A 24,462-nucleotide genomic window follows, 5' to 3' on the forward strand; every position below is an offset into this window, starting at 1 on the left:
TAGGGCGCGGGGGGCTTCATGGGGCCATTCTGCGCGCATTTTTCGGCCAAATCAAATGCTCATGATAAGGGGTACTTATCGAAGATAAATGAAGCAAAGTGAAGCCGCGGGGGCAGTGATCATAATGTTCTGAAAATGACTACGTAAAAGAAACTGTTGTTGCAAACAGTAGAATTGTCACTTGTTCAACAGAGCAGGAATGTCACCTCAGGGCGTGAAGGGAACAAGGCTTGGCAGCTCGAAGCCAGGGTCGACGAGGGACCGGGCGCTCGAGTTCACATCAATTGTTTTGCCCTAGAAACGTAAACTTCGCCTGCCTGCGTAAAAGTCGGTAAGTTCGGAGGCCAGAGATTGATACAACAGATGCACGTCATCCAACGATGGTACATTCAGCTTGTCGATGCGCTCGACGTAGGGGCAGTTGACGACACAGATGGGCAAGCCTTCTCGGTCGAAGACAGGAAAGGCAAGGTTTGTAACGCCCACGGCGGTAGCGGATGGCATGCGCTCGTAACCAACGTCACGAATGCGGCTTACATGTTCATAGAATTCAGCGCGGTCGATCTCCGGTTCCCCCTGCGCCGGCCGATGCATATCAAGAAGCTCGTCGATCTGGTCGTCGCTCCGAAACGCAGCCAGAACACGACCGGTTCCGGTGTTGCCCAGCCCAACGACCGTACCCACACGCAGCGAAAAAACCCAGTTTCCGGGGGCCGCAACCGAAGCAACCACGACAATATCCCCGTTGCTTTCCATGCCGAGATGACAAGATTGCCACGCCTTTCGGGTCACGGCGCGCATTTTTGGGGTGGCAACCTCCATCAGGCGCTCAATCGGTGGGTGCCCTTGGGATACTGCGAACATTTTCAAGCTGAGGGAATACAGGTCGCCATCCTTTGAACGATTGACATATCCCCGCCGCACCAAAGTGGAGAGCATGCGGTAAATTTCACTTTGCGACCGATTCAGGGCACGCGCAATTTCACCTTGCGATTGTCCTTCGCCGTGAAGGGATAGAAATTCTATAATATCAAGCCCTTTTTCCAGCGCCGGAGCGCGGTACTTCTCTGGTGAATTTGCCACTAGCCCCTCCCGATTAAGCTTATGAGTCCGAGCGTTTGAATCTTCGATTGGACAGCGGTTAAAAGTCAATGTTGATTTATAAATGAAGCAGTGATTTACATATGAACAAAGCGCGGAGAGGAATCAGGAGAAATGGAAGCCGCACATGCCAAACTCTGAATCGCGTACGTGCTGTCGGTCTAAGCAAGACTGACGTCCAACATTAACCGCAAGCAAAAATGGTTGGCTTCCAAGGTTCACGCTGGTCGAGGCCTGAAACCTGAACCAATGATCGAGATCAATATGAACCCATCTCTGGGCCGATTGGCCGGAAAAAGAGCTCTCGTGACCGCTGCGGGTCAGGGCATCGGACGCGCAAGCGTCGAGAAATACGTGGCCGAGGGCGCGCAGGTGATTGCTTGCGACATTAACGATGCCACAATAGCTGAACTGTCCGACCTCGAAGGCGTCACCGCACTGAAACTAGATGTCACCGACGCGGAGGCCGTCGCGGAAGCTGTTGCAGGTGCTGGGGAATTGGACGTGCTGTTCAATTGCGCGGGTTTTGTCGGCGCAGGGACTATTCTGGAGTGCGATGAGGCACAATGGGACTTCAGCTTTGATCTCAACGTTAAGGCGATGTATCGGTTGGCCAGGTTGGTTATTCCGGGCATGGTAGCCAAGGGCGGCGGGTCGATTGTGAACATGTCTTCGGTGGCATCCTCGATCAAAGGCGTGCCGAACCGCTTTTCGTACTGCGCCTCGAAGGCGGCCGTGATCGGGTTGACCAAGTCGATTGCCGCCGACTTTATCGGTGACGATATCCGCTGCAACGCGATTTGCCCCGGCACGGTCGACAGCCCCAGCTTGCATGACCGGCTGCGCGCCACCGGCGATTATGACCAGGCTCTGAAGAACTTTATCGCCCGCCAACCGATGGGCCGCATCGGTCATGCGGACGAAATTGCGGCTTTGGCGACTTATCTGGCCAGCGACGAAAGCGGCTTTACCACCGGTCAGACCTTTGCCATCGATGGTGGCTGGACCGTGTAGGCAAGCAGAGACTCAGATCAAATTGGCGCTTCTCGGCCAGGTAGGCCAGTAAGAGCCCGGACTAATGTATCACGATGGTGCCATCCGTGGCCGGTCTGGCACCATCAACGATATCGCGGGCGTGGCGCTCAGTGACGAAACCCCCGCACGCCTGCGCTTCTGCGACTATTGCTATCCCTCCGCCGCGATCACCCCGGATGGAGCGCTGGCCATGCTGCGCGCCACGGTGCGAGTAGGGCCGAGCGTATCGCAAAGCTGAAAGTCGATGGCAATTCGCGAAGGTGCCGCGCTGGTCAAGGTCGCGACAGGTGAAATGTGCCAAGTCCGCATCACTTTCAAGCAGTTCACAAAGGAAGGCGCGATCGAAGTTGTTCAATCCGATGGCTGCAGAACGAGAGAGTGAACAAAGTTCTGGTCGATATGCTGAGGGCCGCGAAATCACTTACTCGACACCTGCGAACGTGGCGCCGAGACGCAACCAGTGGAACATAGCGGAACGCAGGGAACTGTCAGCTGAAAGCAACGAGTAAGCCTTCAAGCTTCGATAGCTGCCAGTGTTCAGGCCAACTTTTCCTTGTCAGGTATTGACAACAGTACGGTAAATCGAAGCCTCGAAATGTCGGCGCAACCGGGCGGACGCGCCGTCGAGATCGCCTGCTTCTATACTGTCCAGCAGTTCAAGATGTTCTTGTCCCGCTTGCAGTAGTTTTTCAGCAACTGATGGATTTGTGCTTTGAACCCGAACCATTCGGATGTTCTGTTGCAATCGGTTGTGGGTTGAAAGGATCGACTTGTTTTTTAACGCTTGGACAAAGCTGAAATGGACGAACTGGTCCAGTGCCACAAATGCTTCGATTGAAGCGGCATCAGGTTTTGCGCCGTCGATATCAGCCAACACGGATTTGTGTCGCTCGCGTACCGCCTCCATCCATCCGTCGGAGACGTCCAAGATAAAGGCCTTCAATGCCTCAGTCTCAATCAGAATGCGGAACTGATAGTTTTCGCGGACAAAAGACAGCTCGGGGTTGATGATTGTTATCCCCGCACGCTGTTTTATTTCAATCAAACCATATTCCTCAAGCAGCACCAGGGTCTCGCGCAGTGGGGATAAGGAGATTTCCAGAAAGTCGCATAGCTGAGCTTGCGTAAGGGTTGCACCTGGCTGAAGCCGTCCATCGCCGATCGCCTGAACAAAGCGATCAAACCCGGCGTTCGGATGGCGCGGAAGTTCCGAGATCGATGTTGGTATCTTTATGCGGTTCAGGGTCGCCTGCGCCATGGATTTTCCTTTGCCCGATGGTCCCACATTAGCACCATGGGGTCAGAGAATAAACAAAAAATCGAATTTCTCGTATTAAAAATATCTTTACAGCGCATAAAAAAATATCTTACCAAGATAAAAAACGGATCAAAGATGAAAATTACTCGATTTACCTGCTGGGTTCACGAAGTGCCTAGGCCGCCACAGATCATCTGGCGTTTCGGCTTGCCAACCTCGCACGGAGGGTTTCCAGAAGGTGAAGGGCCGCGGATGGCGTCGATCCTGATGGAAACCGATACCGGCGATACCGGCTGTGTCACTGTTGAAATGGGTGATGCGGTGCATGATGTGGTCCGTCGCCGTTTTGCGCATTTCATCGGCGACAACCCTTTGATGACCGAAGCCATGTGGACCAAGGTCTGGGAAGTCGACCGGATGGAAGAGTTCCATCAGCGGCAACTGGGCATCATGGATCTGCTGTGCTGGGACCTGAAATCCAAAGTCGCAGGTCTGCCGATCCACGTTTTGCTTGGTGGCAGCCGGACCAGTATTCCGGCCTATGCCTCAACTGCGACGTGGGCTGACCTGGAAACCTACGAGCGCAATATCAAAACCTGTCGCGATGTAGGGTTCGGGGCGTACAAGCTGCATGCTTGGGGGCTTGTGAAAGAAGATATCGAACTGATCCGCGCCCTGCGCCGTTGGGTTGGCCCGGATGCTCCGCTGATGTTCGACGGTTCTGCCGGATGGGATTATGCGGATGCTTTGACTGTCGGCAAGGCGCTGCAGGACGAAGGATACATGTGGTACGAAGAGCCGATGCGCGAGTTCCATCTGGGTTCTTACGCCAAACTCGCCGACAAGTTGGATATCCCGATCCTCGCTGCCGAGACTTCGGACGGTGTACATTGGAACGCCGCAAGTTGGATCGAAGCCGGAGCACTGGATATGACTCGCGCCAGTTTCCACTTCAAAGGTGGCTTTACCGGCTGCATGAAGATTGCGCATCTGTCCGATAGTTTCGGAATGCGGGCGCAGGTTCACGGGATGGGGCTTGAGAACGCCCAGCTGTGCGGGGCGATTGAGAACAACGATTTCTACGAACAGATCATCTTTGATGAAGAACATATCCACAAGCTCAAGGATCAGGGCGCGATTTCGATCATCGACGGTCAATTGAATATCTCGCAAGAGCCGGGGATCGGCCATGCATTCGACAGGGATGCATTAGATGCCAAGGCCATCGCCAAAACGGTCATCGACCAGCATAGATTCTAGGAAAGGCAGATGTCCGCAGTCGCCCTGAAAAACGTCAAAAAGTCCTTCGGAGCCCATGAGGTGATCTCGGGTGTTGATCTGGACATTCAGGGTGGCGAATTCGTGGTGTTTGTTGGTCCATCCGGGTCGGGAAAATCCACGATGCTCCGCATTCTAGCGGGGTTGGAAGAGGTGACTTCGGGCGCGGTCGAGATCGGCGGGCACGATGTCACCTATGCCGCCCCATCAGAACGTGGCATCGCAATGGTGTTCCAGTCATACGCGCTTTATCCGCATATGACGGTGTTTGAGAACATCGCATTCAATCTACGCCTGAACCGAGTCGCCAGAGGCCAGATCGACACCCGCGTGCGCGAAGCCGCGCGGATTCTGAAACTGACCGACTTGTTGGACCGCAAGCCCAGCCAGCTTTCTGGCGGTCAGCGTCAACGAGTCGCCATCGGTCGCGCGATCGTGCGTAACCCTGAGGTGTTTCTGTTCGATGAGCCGCTGTCCAATCTGGACGCAGCCTTACGGGTGGAAACCCGGTTCGAAATCGAGAAACTGCACCGCGAGCTGGGCGCGACAATGGTTTACGTCACCCATGATCAGGTCGAAGCGATGACATTGGCTGATCGGATAGTGGCTTTTGACGATGGCCGCATCCAGCAGATCGGCACCCCCTTGGAGCTGTATCGCAACCCTAGCAATCTTTTTGTGGCGGGGTTCATCGGCTCGCCCCAGATGAACTTCATACCTGCAGTCACCGACCCTTCAGGGAATGTGCGGGTAGATATGGGCGCGGCGCAATGCATAGACCTTGCGCGCGCGTTGCCGAACGCGTCATCCCTGACGTTGGGCATAAGACCTGAAGCATTGCGCCTTAACGCAAATGAAGCCGATAACTCACTCATGATCGACGGCGAAATCCTCGCCCTCGAACAACTGGGCCACGTAAGCTATGCCCATATCCTCTATGCCGATGCTGCGCCGTTGGTGGCGCAACTGGAGGCCGATGCCCATTATCGTCGCGGCGATCACGTTACGGTTTCGATGCCCGGTGACGCGTTCCACGTCTTTGACGCGCAGGGGCTGTCAATTCCAAAAGAGAATTCCAAGGGAGGAAACCAAGGATGAAACTGACGTCTTTTGCCATGTCTGCCGCCGGGCTGGCCCTGTTGGCCAGTGGCGCATTTGCTGAACCTGTCAAGCTGACGGTCTGGTCCGATACCGCCCGGATCGAGCCTTTCAAAGCCTTTGACGAGGCGCACGAGAATATTGAATTGGAGATTGTGACCGTCGCGCCGCCCGATCAGACCGCCAAGCTGCAATTGGCCATGCGGTCAGGTGATGATATCCCCGATGCGATCTTCATGGCCGAGTTGCAGCAGATCGCGCAGTTGTCCACGCGCCGGTCAAATTATCTTATGGATATCAGCGACAAAGTCGACCAGTCGGTGGTGGACAGCTTCCTGCCGAATGCGCTGTCCCCCTGCCAGACCGGTGACGACAAGCTGCTGTGCCTGCGCAACGATCTGGCACATTTCATTGCGTGGTATGACGCGCCCAAATTTGCCGAGCTAGGGTTGGAACCGCCCAAAACCTGGGAGGAGTTCGAGGCCATTGGCAAGGTCGCGGCCGAAAACGGAATGATCGTTGGCTCGGGCACGCAGCCCACACCTGTCGTGAACATGCTGATTGCAGGCGGGTGCGAACCCGGCTTTCTGGTGGAAGGGTCGACCGATACGATCCGCGTGGATTTCTCGTCCGAAGGATGCCTTGCTGCCGCCGCAATGGTCGACCGGATGCGCGAAAATGGCGCGCTCAGCCCGCATGGGCCGTTTGAGCCTTCTTTCGTCACAGATGTGAAGGACGGCAAGCTGCTGATGTTCAACGGCCCCACATGGTTCGGCGAACATGTCATGCGCCCGCTTTATGAACTGGACGGCGGAATTCTGGCGGCATCGGAGTCGCTGAAATGGGCAGATCAGGACCAGCCCATTGCCTGGAGCTGGGGCGGCGGTGTCTTTGGCGGCTACAACAAGACCGAACACCCTGATGAGGTGATTGAACTGTTAACCTGGATGACCACCGACTCAGGCCTGCAGGGCAACGCGACAACGATGCCCGCACACGCCGAAAGCTCGGCCGTGTGGAAGGATCGCGTGGCCAACGATCCTTGGTATGCCGCCAACGATGTTTACGACAAGATGGAAACATCTGCTGCTTATGGCCACCCGGCCTACGGGGGCTATCGCTTTGACATCATGGCCGCTTTTGCCAAGATCGATGGCGCAAGCGATGCCAGCATCGTCGACAAGCTGCCGGATTATGCCGCCGAGATTGAAAACTCGGCCAAAGTCTCAGGCTACAAGGTCGCTGACTAAACACGATGGGGCGCCGTAAGCGCCCCATTTTCATCAAGGAAACAGATGAACACGCCAGCCCGAACCAAACCATCCAATCCCTCGGACCCACGCGCGCAAAGGCGCAAGGACCGATGGTTTGTGCTGGCGATGTTGTCGCCCTATCTGGCGCTGCTCTTGTTCTTTGGCGTTGCACCGGTGTTGTACGCCCTGGGTCTGAGTTTCATGGATACCATCGACTGGGTCTTCTGGGGCTTCACAAACTACCAATTTGCGCTGCAGGACTTCCGTTTGATCGAGAGCATCGGCAACGTGTTTTCCTACGTTGCAATCTGGCTAACAATGATGGTCATCGGCATTGCCGCTCTGGCGCTGATGCTTGACGCACTCCCTGCGCGCAGGGCCGCGATCCTACGCACTTCATTCTTTCTGCCCGGCGCGATCACTTCCTCGGCGATTGTAATCCTGTGGCTGTTCCTGTTGGATCCCGCGGTCAGCCCTTATTCCGGTCTATTCGAAGCTTTGGGATGGGAAAACCGCCGTCAGGTGGTCTCAAGCCTCGGCTATCCGATGGTTTTTGCCCTGATGGCCTTCCTGGCCTATTCCGGCGGTTGGATCGTCGTGATTGGTGGGGCTTTGAAAGGAATTTCCAACGAAGTGCTTGAGGCCGCGCGCGTGGACGGCGCGAACGCCTTTCAGACGGCCACACGAGTCAAATTGCCAATGGTCTGGCGGTCATTGGCATTGATGGGGATTCTGTCCTTTGCCAACGGCATTCAAATGTTTGTCGAGCCACAGCTGATGTCGCTGGCCGGGGCGCAGTATTCGCGGCCTGACTGGTCGGTAAATCAGCTGGCTTTCCAATACGCGTTCAATCTGGGTGATTTTGGCGCATCGGCGGCGCTGAGCACAATGTTGCTGACCGTCGCGATCACCATTTCCCTATGTGTTGTGTTCGGCACACGTTTTTACAAAATGGACTGACCCATGACCGCGCGCTACATGGATAACTCGATGGCATCGACCCTTGGCCGGGTCGCAATGTGGACCATCTTGATCCTCGCTTTCATCTTTTATGCAACACCGATGCTTTGGCTGATCCTGGCCGCTTTCCGGGACGAACCAATGTTGTTTTCCTCTGGCCCGTTCAGCATTGGCAGTTTCGAGATGTTCGGCCAAACCTGGCACAATCTGACGACTTACAATGATTTCCAAATCGGAAGATGGGCTTTGAATTCGGCCATCTACACGATAGGCGGGGTCACCTTGTCGCTGGTTGCGGTCCTGCCTGCTGGCTTCGTGCTGGCGACGTATGATTTTCCCTTGCGCAAAACCATTCTGGTTCTAACGCTGGTGGCGATGATTACGCCAAACACCGTCGTGGCTCTGCCGATCTTTCTGCAAATGCAAGCGTTCGGGCTGAACAACAGTTACTTGGGTATGATCGTCGCTACAGCGTTCTTTCCGTTCGGTGTCTATCTGGCCTATATCTTTTACTCCACATCATTGCCCGCTGGTTTGATCGACGCCGCACGCATTGACGGGGCCACCCGGTTTCAGGTCTTCAGCCGTGTCGCGCTCCCTTTGTCCAAACCTCTGATCGCACTGGTCGCGTTCTTCAGTTTTCTTGCAAACTGGAGCAACTATTTCCTGGCCTTCGTTTTGTTGACCAAGGATGAGCTTTACAGCCTGCCCATTGGTCTTGCGGTTCTGGTCAGCAGTTCGGGCGCGCTTGGCAATGACGTGGCCAGTGATATCCCGATCAATAAGCCCGAGGCCATCGTCGCTGCGCTGCTGGTGATTGCCCCCGTTCTGGTGCTGTTTCTGGCCTCGCAAAAATACGTGCGTTCGGGAACGCTGTCGGGGGCAGAAAAGGGCTGAGCTTACAACTCCGACTAGGCTCAGGACCACGGTAACGGGACCCAGAAGCCTGCATTTCCGGCATTTGCTGCACTGATTAAGCTTATTGGATGTGCGGCTTATGAAAAAAATGCCACAGACCACCGTTTCCTGACCAAATCTTCTATAGCGGCTTTCGCTGGCGCGATGCACCCGGTCACCTCGAATCTGGATTAGAGTCGCCTTTTTGGCTAACCTGTTGTTTGAGCGAGGGAGGTTGGGCATTGGAACGACGCCTCACGGCGATAATTGCTGCAGATGTGGTGGGCTACAGCCGCCTCATTCGTGAGAATGAAGCAGGGACTCTGACGTCAATCAAAGCGCATCGCGAAGACCTGATAGAACCCATCGTTTCAGCACGAAATGGGCGCATCGTCAAATTGATGGGTGATGGTCTGCTAATCGAATTTGCCAGCGCTGTTGAAGCGGTGCAATGCGCGATTGAGTTTCAACATTACATCAGATTGGACGGCAAAGACGTCCCGGAAACGAGCCGGATCCGCTACCGAATTGGGATCAACGTCGGCGACATTGTTGTGGAGAACGAGGATATTTACGGGGACGGCGTGAACGTCGCGTCGCGCCTGGAGGGTATGGCTGTACCTGACGGCATCTATATGGCAGCCAACGTATTTGATCAGGTATCAGACAAACTCGATCTCAATATCGAGGACCTTGGACTGCAAGAGTTCAAGAACATCTCAGAACCTATACGCGTTTTCAGCCTGTTGCTTGATGACAAAGCAAAGGCTCTTGTTTCCCCAATCAGTCGACCGGTGGCACCCGCGCGTCGCTCGCGCCTCGTAGGTGTTTTAGTCGCGGTTGCAGTCGTGATCGGGGGGATAGTATCGTGGCAAACTTGGAACTCCTACGACCTATCATCCGATACGGCCGATCTTTCCGTCGTCCCACCAACTGGCAAACCTTCTATAGCGGTGCTGGCGTTCGACAACCTGAACAGCGATCCAGGAAAAGACTATCTCAGCGACAGCTTCAGTGAAAACATCATCACTGCGCTCTCCCGATTTGTCGACTTCTTCGTTATCTCACGCAATTCCACGTTTACCTACAAGGGCCAGCCAGTATTGGTGCAACAAGTGGCAGAAGAGCTGGGCGTTCGCTACGTTGTTGAGGGCAGTGTCCAAATAAGAGGAAACAAGCTGCGGGTCACAGCGCAATTGATCGACGCAACAAACGGCAAACATCTTTGGGCTGAGAACTACGACCGCGATGTTGAAGATATTTTTGCTGTTCAAGACGAAGTTACGCGAACCATCGCCCTGACCCTCAATGAGAATATCGACCTAGCCGAGTATGATCGGCTAGAGCATCAGCCCACTGACAATTTGAATGCATACGAGCTTTTTAAGCGCGCTCAGGAACAATCATTTACGTTCACCAAGGAAGGCAACATTCTTGCTATGGAGCTGAGCGAGAAGGCAATCCAACTCGACCCCAAATTTGCGGGTGCATATATCGAACTCGCCTGGGCCCATAACTTCGGCTACCGCTGGGGATGGACTAAAACTACTTCGCGTGAAGAATCTTTGGCGCGCGCATTTGAAATGGCCAGAAAGGCGATAAGCCTGGAGCCATTCAATTTCAAAGCTCATCAGGTTTTGGCAAGTATCACTGTGCAAAGTGGCGATCTAGAGAAGGCCGCATTGCTTTACGACAAGGCTATTTCTTTAAACCCAAATTCCGCTCAGGTACTCGCCGATTCAATTGATCCTCTGATCTACAGCGGAAAGGCAGATAAAGCTGTTGACCGGATGAAGGCTGCAATACGTCTCAATCCACATCATCCGGATTGGTATCTGTGGAATCTGGGTTGGGCCCAGTACTTTGCAGAGGACTACGAAGGAGCGCTGGCTTCAATCGAGAAGATGAACGGGGTCCCGGATCGCCTCAGGCGCACGCTTGCTCCGATCTTGCTGCGGTTGGGGCGGGATGACGAGGCCCGGACCATGATGGGCGAGTTTCTAGAGGACAATCCCGGCTACGATATTGAAGAAGCGAGAGCTGCTCCGTTCACAGACAAAGAGTTCCACAACCGTTGGTTAGACGATCTGCGAACATTGGGAGTTCCGGAAAACGCGTCATAGTGGTTTTTTGCACTCTGCGGACATTTTCCGCATTCGCAGCTTCGCGAGGATCGCAAGTGGTTCCCGCGCCATCCGGGTCTTGATGGTCGCCGCACGGGTCAATGTACGGGCGGTATCATTGTACATGGGCAGCTACTTATCGTTCGTATTCCCAGGCATCGCGCCCGAATTGAATTTCCCGGTTGATCGTGATGCCCTAGCCAGGAGCATAGTGATCAGCGCCGACCTCGGGATTTTCCGAGCGCTATGCCGGAGTGAAAGCCCTGGTCACTTCTTTGAACGCAACTTTGTTCAGTCGCATCCCAGGCCAACTTAGTTGGCACCTTGTTCTTATGTCCGCAACCAAGCCGTAATGCTATTCTGTAGTGAATTTAGCAAAATCGTCGTCTCACGAATACTCATTGCCCAAACTGACTTGATCGGGAACACTACGGTTCTCAAACCCTCTTCGAGGAACAATCAACCTATGTCCGATCTCATAGAATGGCTGACGCAAAGGAAGCTCCTTAACCTGGAGACGGTTCTGGTTGAGAATGAGATCGATCTTGATGTCCTTTTTGACCTAACAGATGAGGACATGCGTGAAATTGGTCTTTCACTGGGTGCGCGCAAGCGGTTGCGAACGGCTATCGAAGCAAGCGAAACCAATCAGTCTCAGTCTGACGCGACAACTGCTACGGATATTAAGCGCGAAGCCGAGCGTCGCCATTTGACGACGCTGTTCGTGGATCTCGCCGGATCAACAGCACTGTCAGCGCGGTTGGATCCTGAAGACATGAGCGAAGTGATCAAGCGCTATCAAAATACCGTCGCCGGTATCATCACCCGATATGAAGGGAATGTAGCAAAGTATATGGGTGACGGTGTCCTTTGTTACTTTGGTTGGCCGGTGGCGCACGAAGACGACGCCAAACGCGCCGCGCGCTCTGCGCTGGAAATTGTCGGGTCAGTCGCTGAAGTGGTCTCGCCTGATGGTCAGGCACTTTCTGTTCGGGCCGGAGTGGCGACCGGCATGGTCGTCGTCGGTGACCTTATCGGGGACGGAGCATCACGGGAAGAAACCGTAGTGGGCGACACACCAAACCTTGCAGCGCGTCTTCAGGCATTGGCTGAGCCGGGGCAAGTACTGGTTCCGGAATCGACAAAGCAATTGATCCAAGACTCGTTCGAATTAGAAGAGTTAGGCCATTTCGACATCAAGGGATTGGACTCGCCAGTACCGGCATGGAGGATCGCAACCGAGCGCAGCTTGGAAAGCCGGTTCGAGGCCGAAGATTTCAGTCCCGTCCTTCCGATGATCGGACGCAACCATGAACTGGGACTGATCATGGAGCGCTGGCATCGCGCAAATTCCGGAGAGGGCCAAGTTGCCGTTCTGATCGGTGAGGCAGGCATCGGCAAGTCCAGACTGACGCGTGCCGTCATTGAAGCGGTCTCGATGCAGGATCATTTCCGGATGACCTATCACTGCTCACCCTACCACACGGATTCGAGTTTCTTTCCCGTTATCCAGCAACTCTCACACGCCATGGGTCACTTGGATACCGACTCGGCCAGCCAAAGAACCGCAAAGCTTCGCCATCAACTTCGCGCTGCTGATCCATTAATCATTGCTGAGCTTCTTCAGATTGAAACAGGTCCATCTGCCGAAACCCCTTATCTGACACCACAACAACTTCGGGTTCGGATTATGGAGGAGACCTCGGCGGAATTGCAGGCGCTTTCGCGAGAAAAGCCGGTTCTCCTTGTTGTCGAGGACGCGCATTGGTGCGATGCCTCGACGCTTGCAATGCTCGAAGCGTGTCTGGATCGGATTGCCACCGAGCGGGTCATGATCCTGATTACTGGCAGGCCGACTTTTCAACATACTTTTGGTGGTCATCCAATTGTATCCAAGCTTACATTGAACCGGCTAGGATCAGAGCAGATCGAAGGTGTTCTCGCAAAGATATCTGGTGGAAAAACCCTCCCAGACGAGCTGATCAGGGAGATCATCCACCGAACTGACGGCGTTCCCCTTTTTGTCGAGGAGCTGACTAAAACCATTCTGGAATCTGGCGATCTGATTGAATCCGAAAACAGCTTCCAGCTTGCCGGTCCAATTGACCGGGTAACTATCCCGGCGACACTGCATGATTCCCTCATGGCGCGGATTGACCGGCTTCAACCTGTGAAGGAAGTCGCCCAGATGGCCGCCTGTATCGGGCGAAGTTTCGACCGTGCCGCCTTGGCAAAAATCGCCCAGGTCGATGATCTGGTGCTTGACGATGCGCTGGGACAGCTTGAACGCAGCGAACTTGTGTTTCGGCGGGGGATTCCTCCGGATGCGACATATGTCTTCAAGCATGCACTGGTTCGGGATGTAGCTTATGAAAGCTTACTGAAACGTCGACGTCTGGAAATCCATCAAAGACTCACGAATCTGTTTGAGGCCGACCCGAATGTGCCCTCAGAATTGATCGCACATCATGCGACTGAGGCTGGGTTGACAGAAAAGGCCATAACTTTATGGGGCGACGCTGCCAGAAAAGCCCAGGCCCGACCGGCGTATGTAGAAGCGGGAAATCATCTTAGAACTGCTCTGACGCTGGTGGCGGGTTTGCTGGACAAGCCGCAATGGCGCGAACGTGAGCTGGCGCTTCTGGTGCAACTCGCTCAGGTGCATATCGCCAAGGATGGCTATGCATCAACCGAAGCCAGCAAAGCGTTCTCACAAGCGTTGGACCGGATCGAAGCGACCACGGACCCGGAACTCAAGGTAGCAATCTACTATGGAACCTGGATCGCGCCTTATATCGGTAACAATCTGCACAAAGCATTCGATCTGGTTTCGAGACTTGTAGAGGACATGGCGAACGAATCTGACCCGATCCCAAAGCTGATCTCGCGCCGGATGCGGGCTGCGACTCTGATAGCCAAGGGCCGGCCCGCTGAAGCACTTCAAGACCTCGAAGCTGCTTATGAACTCTATCAGTCTGCCGAGATCGTAGATTTTTCCACGAAATTCGCCCAGGACCCGGGTGTGCAGATCTGGTGCTACATGTTCCTTGCGCAATGGATGTGTGGCGACGAAAACGCGGCTCAACAAACCTGCTACAAGGCTCTTGCTCGAGCCCGCGAGCTAAATCACGCCAACACAATTTGTTACGCAGGTCTGCATGCTGTCACGTTGTCGATCTGGAATGGCGACTTGGAAAGCGCAACCCAGATCAATGAGGAAATGCGACGGCTCTCTGACGAGCACGACATGGCGTTGTGGAAAGATTTTGTTGCCATTCATGACGCTGTCCTGGCTTGCATGACCGACGCGCCTGGTGCCGTTCATCAATTGGACAAGGCCTTGGAAGAGTATCGCGCAAAAGGTTGCTGGCTTTGGGTAACGCTCTATTTGGCTGAACATGCGAAAGCCCTACTCAGGGCCGGGAATCCTGGCGCGGCCCAACGTACAGTTGATCGCGCGATGCGAGAACAGGATACAACAGGGGAACACTGGGCCGAGGCTGAATTGCTGCGGATCACCGGAGAAATCAGAGCGGCACAAGGAGATAGCGATTCAGCGAATGCTGCCTTTGACCAGGCTATCACGGTTGCACAGACTCAAAAGGCCCAAATGCTGATCGAACGCGCGGTTCGTACAAAACAAGTTCTCCTCGACGCCAACAGTTGAGCAATCGGGTTGCCGATCGGCATGACGACGTCACCATCCTGTTCTCGGATATCGTTGGTTTTACCGAGATGTCGGCGAAATTGCCACCCGCGCAAGTTGTTCGCAATCTAAATCGGGTCTTTTCCAGCTTAGATGTGACCGCATCAGAACTTGGCGTGGAAAAGATCAAGACAATCGGAGGCGTATATTTGGTTGCCGCCGGAGTGCCTGATCACAGGGACGACCATGCTGAAGTGATCGTTGAAATGGCGCATCGGATGCTGTCTCAGGTCAAAGCGCTGAACCATGAGTTGGACTACCCCATCCGAACAAAAGGAAACCCGACACGGTTCAATACGCATGCGCCGGTTGTCCATGTGTCGCACAACATCGAGAAAACTCTGTTTGTGTTCACAGATTGCGAACCTATTCGCCCAAGGATGCGTCGGACTCATTTGGCTTTTTGGAAGCTGGAGGTTTTTGACTTCCGCAGCATTATGTGAAACATTTTAATTAACCACATGGTTACATGTGGCATTGGGAGAGCATCGTGCGTCAGGAGTTCGACTACATTATCGTCGGCGCGGGGTCGGCAGGCTGTGTGCTGGCTAATCGGTTGACCGAAGATCCTGATGTTTCAGTGTTGCTTCTCGAAGCAGGTAAGCGTGACAGGAGCCTGCTGTTTCACTGGCCCGCGGGTTTCGCGAAGATGACCAGAGGAATCGCGAGCTGGGGGTGGTCGACGGTTCCGCAGAGGCACATGAAAAACCGCGAGCTTTGGTTCACGCAAGCCAAGGTTCTAGGCGGCGGCAGTACGATCAACGCGCAAATCTACACGCGCGGGAATCAAATGGACTACGACGCCTGGGCTACTGAAGAACAGTGCAACGGATGGAGCTATCGAGAGGTTCTGCCGTATTTTAAACGCGCTGAATGCAATGAACGTTTCGTTAACCAATTTCACGGGAGCGACGGTCCGCTGGGCGTATCCATGCCGCGTGGCGCATTGCCGATTTGCGACGCTTTCATACGAGCCGGTCGAGAGTATGGTCTGCCTTACAACCCGGACTTCAACGGCATGGAACAGGCTGGGGTGGGATATTATCAGCTTACACAGCGCTATGCCCGACGGTCATCTACCGCCACGGCGTATTTGAAGCCGGCAGAAACACGACCAAACCTAACGGTGTTGACGGAAACGCAGGTGCTGAAGGTCGTGGTCAAGAATAGTCGCGCCGCAGGAGTTGAAGTGGCGCATAGGGGGCAAGCAAAGCCGCTGCTTGCGCGCCGCGAAGTGTTGGTCGCCTCAGGTGCAATCGGGTCAGCGAGGCTGCTGTTGCTGTCCGGAATCGGTCCTGCCGATCACCTTGATTCCGTTGGCGTAAAGGTGGTTCATGACTTGCCTGGGGTTGGGCAGAATCTGCAGGATCATATTGATTTGTGTGCCATTCAGGAATGCACCGGCCCGCATACCTATGATGGTGTGGACCGGTTCGATCGAACGGTGCTTGCCGCGTTGCAATACATGCTTTTCAAGACGGGGCCGGTGACTGCTTCGCTATTCGAAACCGGGGGGTTCTGGTATGCGGACGAAACCGCGTTGTCACCGGATATCCAGTTCCACCTTGGACAGGGATCGGGGATCGAAAAGGGTATTGCAAAGATCAACGGCGCAGGGTTGACTCTGAACAGCGCATTCACGCGGCCACGTTCGCGAGGGACCGTGACACTCGCGTCGTCGGATCCGCGAGCCGCACCTTTGATTGATCCGAACTACTGGGCTGATCCCTATGATCTGGAAATGTCCCTGAGGGGGCTGGATATGGCCCGCGAGATCCTGCGCCAGCCCGCCCTGAGACCGTTCCTTCGCAAAGAGGTTCTGCCCGGTCATGACGTGAGATCTAAAGAAGCCCTATTCGACTACGCGTGTGGTATGGCCAAGACGGACCACCACCCTGTTGGCACCTGTAAGATGGGCGTTGGAGACACGGCGGTCGTTGACCCGAAACTGCGCGTCCGTGGGATAGACGGCCTACGGGTTTGCGACAGTTCTGTCATGCCGAAAATCAATTCATCCAACACCAACGCCCCAACGATAATGATCGGCGAAAAGGCCGCTGATCTTGTGCGTGGGTTGGAGCCGTTGCCAGCCGTCGATCTCCCCGACACGCGCAGAGACAAACAGCGTCCTGGAGCTTCCAGAATTCACCGAAGAAGGGATGCAGATCGCTGACGGATCAACAGCTGGCTTTGGAGGGGTCGGACTCTGCTTGAAAACTGCGGTAGAACTGCTTGAAAAAATCGCCGTACTGACTTGGCCGCAAAAATCGCTTCAAGCTTCAATTCGATTTTCGGGGGCGCTTACTCGATCCGCTTTTCAGTTTTTGGGTCAAACAGAACGGCTTTTTCCATATTGAATGCGAATTCAGCTTGTTGTCCGGGTTCGACGTCGGCGTCTGCGCGCATTCGGGCGACGCATTCGGCGCCTCCGATGGTCGTGGCCACGAAGGTGTCCGAGCCTGCCGGTTCTGTCACCGTGACCGAGTTCTGAATGACTTCGACATGGGTCGACCGGTGATCAGCACCTTCGACATCCGTCAGCGCTTCGGGGCGAACACCCAGGATGACTTGTTTCCCGTCAAAGCTGCGCAATGCTGCCGAGGGCTGGTAAACTGAAAGCTTGACGTCGTTGCCCTGATCGTTTGTGGTCATCGCATGGACGGTCTCGCCTTCAACCCGCACTTTCGCTTCGATCAGGTTCATTGAAGGTGAACCCATGAAGGTCGCGACAAACAGGTTGGCTGGGGTGTCGTAAATCTCTTTCGGGGTGCCGAGTTGCTGCACATACCCGCCGTTCATGACGGCGATCCGCGTCGAAAGGGTCATCGCCTCGATCTGATCATGGGTCACGTAGACAATGGTTGTGCCGAGGTTCTGGTGCAGCTTCTTGATCTCGGTCCGCATATCTACGCGCAGTTTTGCGTCCAGATTGGACAGGGGTTCGTCAAACAGAAACACATCCGGATTGCGCACAAGGGCCCGACCCATCGCGACACGCTGGCGTTGTCCACCCGAAAGCTGCCCGGGTTTGCGGTCCAACAACTGTTCGATCTGCAGCAACTTGGCGACGTCGGCCATCGCCTTGTCTCTCTCAGGCTTGGGCACCCCGTGCATTTCCAACCCAAAGGTGATGTTCTGTCCAACTGTCATGTTGGGGTAGAGAGCGTAAGACTGGAACACCATTGCGATATTGCGGTTCGACGGGTGCACCCCGTTCATCACCGCCTCTTTGATCCGGATTTCGCCGGAAGTGATCTCCTCCAAACCCGCGATCAAATTCAGCAGCGTGGACTTTCCGCAGCCCGAGGGGCCGACTAAAACAAGAAATTCGCCTTCTTCGACAGCGATGTCGACCCGGTGCAGAACTTCCACCGCGCCGTAAGATTTTGTGACATTGTCGATATCGAGAAAACCCATCGGTTACCCCTTGACAGAGCCCGCCATCAGGCCGCGCACAAAATAGCGTCCGGCAACGATGTAAACGAGCAGGGTTGGCATTGCGGCAAGGATCGCTCCGGCGAAATGAACGTTGTATTCCTTCACTCCGGTTGAACTTTGCACAAGGTTGTTCAGAGCGACTGTCATCGGTGCTCCGTCGCCCGAGGCGAAGGAGGCTCCGAACAGAAAGTCGTTCCAGATGTTTGTGAACTGCCAGATCACGCAGACCACGATGATTGGCCCAGAAGATGGCAGCAGGATGCGCCAGAAGATCTGAAAGAAACCAGCTCCGTCGATCTGCGCAGCGCGCACCAGTTCGGTCGGGAAAGCCGCGTAGTAATTGCGAAAATACAGCGTCGAGAAGCCGACGCCGTAGACCACATGCACCAGCACAAGACCCGCAGTTTTTCCCGAAAGGCCCAGCATTCCCAGAATGGCGGCCATCGGAATCAGGACGATCTGGAAGGGGATGAAACACGAAAACAGCATCAGCCCGAATAGGATCGTGTCGCCGCGAAACCGCCATTTGGTCAAGATGTACCCGTTCAATGCCCCCAGCACGGTCGAGATAACAACCGCTGGAACCACCATAGCGATCGAGTTCAGAAAATAGGGGCGCAACCCTGTGGGTTCGACGCCGATCTGCGCGGTGGACCATGCCTTGGACCAGGGTTCGAGCGTGAAGACGTTTGGCAAAGACATCATGCCGCCGCCTGTGATCTCGGACAGCGGTTTCACCGAGTTCACCAGCATGATGTAAAGCGGCAGCATGTAGAACAACACGAACAGGATCAGCACGACGTAGATTAGCGTGCGGGTGAAACGGCCGGTGCGGATTGCTGTATCTGAGCTTGCAACGGCCATCACTTCTTCTCCTTCAGTTCCGCGTAGAGATACGGGACCATGATCGCGGCAATGGTCATCAGCATGATGACCGCCGAGGACGCGCCGATCCCCATCTGATTACGGCTGAACGTGTAGGAATACATGAAGGTTGCGGGCAATTCGGTTGCCCGTCCGGGGCCACCTCCGGTCATTGCGATGACAAGGTCGAAGGTTTTAATGGCAAGATGGGCGAGGATGACGAAGGCCGACAGGAAGGCGGGGCGGAGCTGTGGGATAATGATGCGGCGATAGAGATTCCAATTCGATGCACCGTCCATCTGAGCCGCCTTCAGGATCTCGTTGTCGATGCCCCGAAGCCCAGCCAGGAACATCGCCATGACAAAGCCGGATGTTTGCCAGACAGCGGCAAGAACAACCGTGTAGATCGCAAAGTCGCGGTTTTTGATCCAGTCGAATTCAAAACTCTCCCAACCCCAGGCCTGAAGGATGTTTTCCAGCCCGATGCCGGGGTCCAGAAACCATTTCCAGGCCGTGCCCGTCACGATGAAGCTGAGAGCCATGGGATAAAGATAAAGCGGGCGCAGGAACCCTTCGCCGCGGATTTTCTGATCCAGCAATATCGCCAATGTCAGGCCGATCAGCGTGCAGACCACGATATACAGTCCCGCAAATACCGCCATGTTGGTCAGAGCGATTTCCCAGTGGGACAGTTTGAAAAGTTTCTCGTAATTGGACAGGCCAATCAGATCAAAGCTGCGCTGCCCGTTCTTGTCCACAAAAGGCAGGATGCGGCTGTCAGTGAAGGACACAAAAACGGTGAACAGAATAAACCCGTAGACAAAGATCAAAACCATGGCCAGCGACGGCGACAGGACAAGTTTGGGAATCCAGTTCTGCAGACGGGTTTTGAAATCCGCCTCGGTGGCCGTGGCCATAGCATCCCTCCCGGTATCGGAGATTTCTGCGAGAAGATGAGTAGGGCGGCACTGGCGCACCGCCCCCTAGGCGGATCACTTGGCGATTGATACCGCGTCGACAAGTTCGGTTACAGCGGTCTCGCTGTCGTACTCGCCGTTGAAATGTGCGGTGACCACGTCGTAAATCGCGTTTTTCACCGAAGCCGGTGCCGCGTGGCCGTGTGCCATCGAGCCAAACAGATTGCCGGATGAGGCTGCTGCGGCCAGATCCTTCATACCCTGCTGCCCACAGGCATCCAGCTCGCTGCCGTCAACATCCGTCCGGGCCGGAACCGAGCCTTTGACCTTGTTGAACGCAATCTGGAACGAAGGGGACAGAATGGCGCTGGCCAGTGCGGCCTGTTCCGCCGAGACCGAGCCGCCCTGATCGAACATCATGAACTGGTCGGCGTTGAACGTGACCTGATCTTGCGTGCCCGGGAAGCGGAAGCACAGGAAATCCGTTCCGGGTGTTTTGCCTGCGTTCAGGAATTCACCCTTTGCCCAGTCACCCATCATCTGGAAACCGGCCTCGCCGTTGATGACCATGGCAGTGGCAAGGTTCCAATCACGGCCCGAGAAGTTGTCGTCGACATTTTCACGGATAAAGGCCATTCGGTCGAAGGCCTCTTTCATCGTGTCCGAGCCCAAAGCCTCTTCATCCAGATCGATGAAGGCCGCCTTGTAAAACTCGGGGCCGCCAGCCGACATGGCGACTGCGTCAAAAACCGTGGCATCCTGCCAGGCCTGACCGCCATGCGCGATGGGGGTCACGCCCGCCGCTTTCAGTGTTTCAACGGCGGCCACAAACTCCTCCCAGTTTTGCGGGGGGGCGATGCCATTGGCATCCAGCACAGATTTGTTGGCCCAGACCCAGTTGGTGGAATGGACGTTGACCGGTGCGGAAATCCATTTGCCATCAACCTTGGCAAAGAATTGCAGGGCCTCAGGCACGACCTCATCCCAACCTTCCTTGGCCGCCAAGTCGTTCAGATTGGCCAGTGCGCCCTGATTACCCCAGTCCAGAATGTCGAAACCCAACGCCTGAACGGCGGTCGGAGGATCACCAGCGGTGACGCGCGCGCGCAACACCGTCATTGCCTCGGTGCCGCCACCGCCGGCAACCGGCATGTCCTGCCAGCCAATGCCCTGGCCTTCAAGATCCTGCTTCAGAACATTGAGGGCGGCAGCCTCACCGCCTGAAGTCCACCAGTGCAGAACTTCCACATCCTCGGCCTGAGCCGCCGAGACCGAAAAGGCCAAAGCCGCTGTCGTCAATTTGAGCGTCTTGATTACCTTGTTCATGCCTTCCTCCCTATTGGCATTATTGTAACCGTGCGGTTACAAAATAATAGGGGTGGAATCCTGATCGGAGTCAAGAAAACTATTTACGGGCTCGCCTTTAGGGGCAGTGGCGGCGTCAGGCCTAGGCACCCTGATCGTTTCGAACGATCCTCATCACGCTTTCCACGTTGAAATCCAGCCGCGCATTCAGCGCTTGTTCCTCCATCATGTCTCGTTGAAACAGGAAGGAGCCAGTAAATCTGTTCGTCAGATAGTAGTACCCGATGGCAGCAATGGTGATGTTCAGCTGCGTGGCATCTATACCAGAACGAAACTCGCCGCTTTCTTCGCCACGTCTCAGAATGTCTTCCACCATGGCCACGAGTCCTTTGGTTGTTTCTGGAAGACCTGAAAGTGACCTTATGTGGCGCGCGCGGTGTAGGTTCTCGCTATTGACGAGTGTGATGAACTCGGGATTTTTCAAATAGTATTGCCAGGTAAAGCGGACCAGCGACTCCAGCGCGTCGGAGGGCGACAGACTTTCAAGGTTCAGCTTACGTTCCGCGCTTCGAATATCAAGATAGGCTGCTTCCAGAACCGTGCGGAACAAATCCTCTTTGCTGCCAAAATAGTGATACAACATGCGTTTGTTGGCATTTGCACGCTCTGCAATCACGTCCACGCGGGCACCGCCCAAACCGTGCTTGGCAAATTCTTTCTTAGCCGCCTGCAGGATCCTTGCCTTTGTCGCCTCGGCGTCTCTTTTCCTTTTGGTGGTTGTCTTTTCGACCACTGCCAAGTTCCTTTTCCATTCTGCTTTGCCCGACGTGATCGGGAAAATGCAGCCATGATTCAAGAGGCGTTTTGCCCTGTTTCGGCGCAAAGCATGCCCGTCTTGACCAGCTTCACTTCATTCTTAGCGCTTGACACACCATTTCGTAAAGAAGTAACTAGTTAGTGCATTACCGGTGTAAAGTGCCGTCATGTGGGACATGTGCCGGGGAGGGGCCGGCATGGAAAATACCTGTGGTCCCAGTTGCTGATCTAAAGGGAGGACGCAATGTCATTCATCAAGAAGTTCATCGCGCAGGAGACGGTCACTCGTCGCAACTTCCTGCTGGCATCTGCCTATGGTGTAGGTGGGGCCGCCGTTTCCAGCATGCTCGGCGGAATGGCCCGGGCTGCAGTCACGGACCCAACGGTTGCCTGGTCGTATCGCAACCGCACCAACCCGTATTGGAACGAAATCGTTTCAGGTGGCGAAGCGTTTGTCGAAAGCTTGGGCAAGCCCAAGGATTTTCTGACCCACCTGATCAACGAGGGGTCATCGGAAAAGTCGCTGGCAGACGTCAAGGCGCTGCTGTCAAAGACCAATGGCGAACTCGCTTTGGCCATTGACACCAATGATGCACCCAACGCCCGCCCCGTTGTCGAGGCTGTGGCAGAAGCCGGTGGATACGTTTCGACCATCTGGAACAAGACCGACGATCTGCATCCGTGGGATTTCGGTGATCACTATGTCAGTCACATGACGTGGTCCGACGAAGGTCCGGCCGAGCAAACCGCGCGCATTTTGCTGGATGCGATGGGCGGCGAAGGCGGCGTGGTCCATCTGGGGGGCATTGCTTCGAACAACCCGGCGATTGAACGTCTTGCCGGTCTGAAAACCGCCCTGAATGACTATCCGAATGTAGAACTGCTGGCGGCCGAGCCTGCGGACTGGGATACCCAGAAAGCTAACCAGGTCATGAGCGCGTTCCTGACCCGCTACGGTGACGAGATCAAAGGCGTACACTGCGCCAACGACACCATCGCCTACGGTGTGCTGGAAGCCTTGCGTGCCGAAGGGATCGAGGACATGCCGATCGTGTCATATGATGGCAACCCGCAGGCGGTCGAATTGGTCGCCGAGGGCAAAATCTTGGCCACCGTCTTTACCAACCCGCACTGGGGTGGCGGTATCACCGCGGCGTTGGCCTACTATGCGGCCACTGGTCACTTCAAACCATCCGATGAACCACATTCAAGCCGCGAGTTCTATGGACCGACGATCATGATCCGTCCGGAAGACGCGCAGGCGTTCAAGGCCGAGTATCTGGACAACGTTCCGACCTATGACTGGAAGGACTTTTGGGGGCCAACCAACGGCCAGATCCAATACAAGTAAACCTTGGAGGACCGGGTTTTGCCCCGGTCCGCTGCTCCAATTCCGACCTTGTAGGTCGACGACCCGAACAAATCACTCAGTGGGAGGAAGCACGTGAGTAATGTGCTGACACGGGACGTGCTGATCAAATGGGCGCCCCTGATCGTCCTTGTCGTCCTGGTTTTGATCTTCACGGCGATGGAGCCGCGCTTCTTCTCGCTGCGCAATTTCGCGCGGATCGGGATCTCGTCCACACCGGCTTTGATGGTCGCCATCGGCGTCACTTTCATCATCATAATGGGGTCGATTGACTTGTCGATGGAAGGCACTGTTTCTGTCTGCGCGGTAGTGTTTGCCTTCGCATTTATCTGGCTCGGGGGCACATTGGCATCCTGGGCGTGGCTGGCCCTTCCGCTTGCATTGTTGGTTGGTGCCGCAATTGGACTGGTCAACGGACTTGTCCATGTCAGTCTCAAGATTCCATCCTTCATGGCATCTTTGGCTATGGGCTTTGTCGGCACCGGTTTCGCATTGTTGCTGACCGGCGGGGACCGGATCAGGGTCGAGGATGACCTTTTTCGCTCGCTCCTGACCGAACGTTGGTTTGGCTTTCCCGTGATGTGCTATGTGGGCTTTCTCTTTCTATTGATTGCCTGGTTCATTCAGTCGCGCACGACGCTGGGCCGCAATTTCTATGCCGTTGGCGGCGGCGAAGACCTGGCGCATGCGTCAGGCCTGAACGTCAATCGTGTACGGATCATGGGCTTTGCGCTGGCGGGCGTGTTCTATGCGGTGGGTGCATTGCTGGCAGTGGGCCGCATAGGAATTGCCGAAACCGCGACGGGGTCGAACTTTATGTTTGTGTCGATCACATCGGTGGTTGTGGGCGGCACCGCGCTGTGGGGTGGTATTGGCGGTGTGTGGAACACGCTGATCGGAGTTCTGATCGTGAATGTCATTAACAACGGCATGGTTGTGATTGGATTGCCGGGCTACGTGCAGGACGGCGTTCTGGGTGTTCTGGTCATTGCGGCTGTGGTTCTGTCGACAGACCGTAAATCCGTGACCTTCGTGAAATAGGGA

Annotated in this window: 20 protein-coding genes; 13 read left to right on the forward strand and 7 right to left on the reverse strand. The window is 55.1% G+C overall.

What is annotated here, in order from left to right; translation table 11 throughout:
- Positions 1-294 precede the first annotated feature (294 nt).
- On the reverse strand, positions 295-1,083 hold the full coding sequence (locus ACR0CR_RS16115; protein ID WP_480600960.1) for an IclR family transcriptional regulator: 789 nt from the start codon (positions 1,081-1,083) through the stop codon (positions 295-297).
- A gap of 267 nt (positions 1,084-1,350) precedes the next feature.
- Between ACR0CR_RS16115 and ACR0CR_RS16120 the strand changes: the two genes are divergently transcribed.
- Positions 1,351-2,115, forward strand: coding sequence for an SDR family oxidoreductase (locus ACR0CR_RS16120; protein WP_480600962.1), 765 nt, complete (start codon positions 1,351-1,353; stop codon positions 2,113-2,115).
- A 64-nt stretch (positions 2,116-2,179) separates the two neighbouring features.
- Complete coding sequence (locus tag ACR0CR_RS16125; protein ID WP_480600963.1) at positions 2,180-2,374, forward strand: hypothetical protein; 195 nt, start codon at positions 2,180-2,182, stop codon at positions 2,372-2,374.
- A 318-nt stretch (positions 2,375-2,692) separates the two neighbouring features.
- On the opposite strand, the gene ACR0CR_RS16130 is transcribed toward ACR0CR_RS16125, so the two are convergent.
- Entirely contained in the window at positions 2,693-3,394 is a 702-nt protein-coding gene (locus ACR0CR_RS16130) for a GntR family transcriptional regulator (RefSeq protein WP_480600965.1), read from the reverse strand.
- Between the two features lie 135 nt (positions 3,395-3,529).
- Between ACR0CR_RS16130 and ACR0CR_RS16135 the strand changes: the two genes are divergently transcribed.
- The 9 genes from ACR0CR_RS16135 (at position 3,530) to ACR0CR_RS16175 (ending at position 16,882) form a co-directional block, all read left to right on the forward strand.
- Entirely contained in the window at positions 3,530-4,654 is a 1,125-nt protein-coding gene (locus ACR0CR_RS16135; protein ID WP_480600967.1) for an enolase C-terminal domain-like protein, read from the forward strand.
- A 9-nt stretch (positions 4,655-4,663) separates the two neighbouring features.
- Positions 4,664-5,770, forward strand: coding sequence for an ABC transporter ATP-binding protein (locus ACR0CR_RS16140; protein ID WP_480600970.1), 1,107 nt, complete (start codon positions 4,664-4,666; stop codon positions 5,768-5,770).
- The gene (locus ACR0CR_RS16145; protein ID WP_480600972.1) at positions 5,767-7,020 is read left to right on the forward strand and encodes an ABC transporter substrate-binding protein; all 1,254 of its coding nucleotides are present in this window, start codon (positions 5,767-5,769) and stop codon (positions 7,018-7,020) included. Before ACR0CR_RS16140 ends, ACR0CR_RS16145 begins: the two co-directional genes overlap by 4 nt.
- Before the next feature lie 45 nt (positions 7,021-7,065).
- The gene (locus tag ACR0CR_RS16150) at positions 7,066-7,983 is read left to right on the forward strand and encodes a carbohydrate ABC transporter permease (protein ID WP_480600974.1); all 918 of its coding nucleotides are present in this window, start codon (positions 7,066-7,068) and stop codon (positions 7,981-7,983) included.
- A 3-nt stretch (positions 7,984-7,986) separates the two neighbouring features.
- Positions 7,987-8,880, forward strand: a complete 894-nt coding sequence (locus tag ACR0CR_RS16155; protein WP_480600976.1) for a carbohydrate ABC transporter permease — start codon at positions 7,987-7,989, stop codon at positions 8,878-8,880.
- 242 nt (positions 8,881-9,122) lie between these two features.
- Positions 9,123-11,003, forward strand: coding sequence for an adenylate/guanylate cyclase domain-containing protein (locus tag ACR0CR_RS16160; protein ID WP_480600979.1), 1,881 nt, complete (start codon positions 9,123-9,125; stop codon positions 11,001-11,003).
- Between the two features lie 466 nt (positions 11,004-11,469).
- Positions 11,470-14,670 (forward strand): ATP-binding protein, encoded by a 3,201-nt coding sequence (locus ACR0CR_RS16165; protein WP_480600982.1) that lies wholly within the window; start codon positions 11,470-11,472, stop codon positions 14,668-14,670.
- Positions 14,667-15,152: an adenylate/guanylate cyclase domain-containing protein gene (locus ACR0CR_RS16170; RefSeq protein WP_480600986.1), complete on the forward strand. Its 486-nt coding sequence runs from the start codon at positions 14,667-14,669 to the stop codon at positions 15,150-15,152. The genes ACR0CR_RS16165 and ACR0CR_RS16170 overlap by 4 nt, the downstream gene beginning before the upstream one ends.
- Positions 15,153-15,178: 26 nt before the next feature.
- The gene (locus ACR0CR_RS16175) at positions 15,179-16,882 is read left to right on the forward strand and encodes a GMC family oxidoreductase (RefSeq protein ID WP_480600988.1); all 1,704 of its coding nucleotides are present in this window, start codon (positions 15,179-15,181) and stop codon (positions 16,880-16,882) included.
- A gap of 128 nt (positions 16,883-17,010) precedes the next feature.
- Here ACR0CR_RS16175 and ACR0CR_RS16180 read toward each other — a convergent pair whose 3' ends face one another.
- The 5 genes from ACR0CR_RS16180 to ACR0CR_RS16200 all read right to left on the reverse strand — a co-directional run bounded on the left by ACR0CR_RS16180 (position 17,011) and on the right by ACR0CR_RS16200 (position 22,026).
- Complete coding sequence (locus ACR0CR_RS16180) at positions 17,011-18,126, reverse strand: ABC transporter ATP-binding protein (protein WP_480600991.1); 1,116 nt, start codon at positions 18,124-18,126, stop codon at positions 17,011-17,013.
- 3 nt (positions 18,127-18,129) lie between these two features.
- Positions 18,130-19,011: a carbohydrate ABC transporter permease gene (locus tag ACR0CR_RS16185; protein ID WP_480600993.1), complete on the reverse strand. Its 882-nt coding sequence runs from the start codon at positions 19,009-19,011 to the stop codon at positions 18,130-18,132.
- Positions 19,011-19,928 carry a carbohydrate ABC transporter permease gene (locus tag ACR0CR_RS16190; RefSeq protein WP_480600996.1) on the reverse strand — a complete coding sequence of 306 codons (918 nt, stop codon included), beginning with the start codon at positions 19,926-19,928 and terminating at the stop codon, positions 19,011-19,013. The genes ACR0CR_RS16185 and ACR0CR_RS16190 overlap by 1 nt, the downstream gene beginning before the upstream one ends.
- Before the next feature lie 75 nt (positions 19,929-20,003).
- Positions 20,004-21,254 carry an ABC transporter substrate-binding protein gene (locus tag ACR0CR_RS16195; protein ID WP_480600998.1) on the reverse strand — a complete coding sequence of 417 codons (1,251 nt, stop codon included), beginning with the start codon at positions 21,252-21,254 and terminating at the stop codon, positions 20,004-20,006.
- Between the two features lie 121 nt (positions 21,255-21,375).
- Entirely contained in the window at positions 21,376-22,026 is a 651-nt protein-coding gene (locus ACR0CR_RS16200) for a TetR/AcrR family transcriptional regulator (RefSeq protein ID WP_480601266.1), read from the reverse strand.
- Positions 22,027-22,293: 267 nt separating this feature from the next.
- On the opposite strand from ACR0CR_RS16200, the gene ACR0CR_RS16205 reads away from it, so the two are divergent.
- The gene (locus ACR0CR_RS16205) at positions 22,294-23,400 is read left to right on the forward strand and encodes a sugar ABC transporter substrate-binding protein (RefSeq protein ID WP_480601001.1); all 1,107 of its coding nucleotides are present in this window, start codon (positions 22,294-22,296) and stop codon (positions 23,398-23,400) included.
- A gap of 93 nt (positions 23,401-23,493) precedes the next feature.
- Positions 23,494-24,459, forward strand: coding sequence for an ABC transporter permease (locus ACR0CR_RS16210; protein ID WP_480601004.1), 966 nt, complete (start codon positions 23,494-23,496; stop codon positions 24,457-24,459).
- Positions 24,460-24,462: the final 3 nt, after the last annotated feature.

This window comes from Ruegeria sp. AM2 (genome assembly GCF_056540685.1).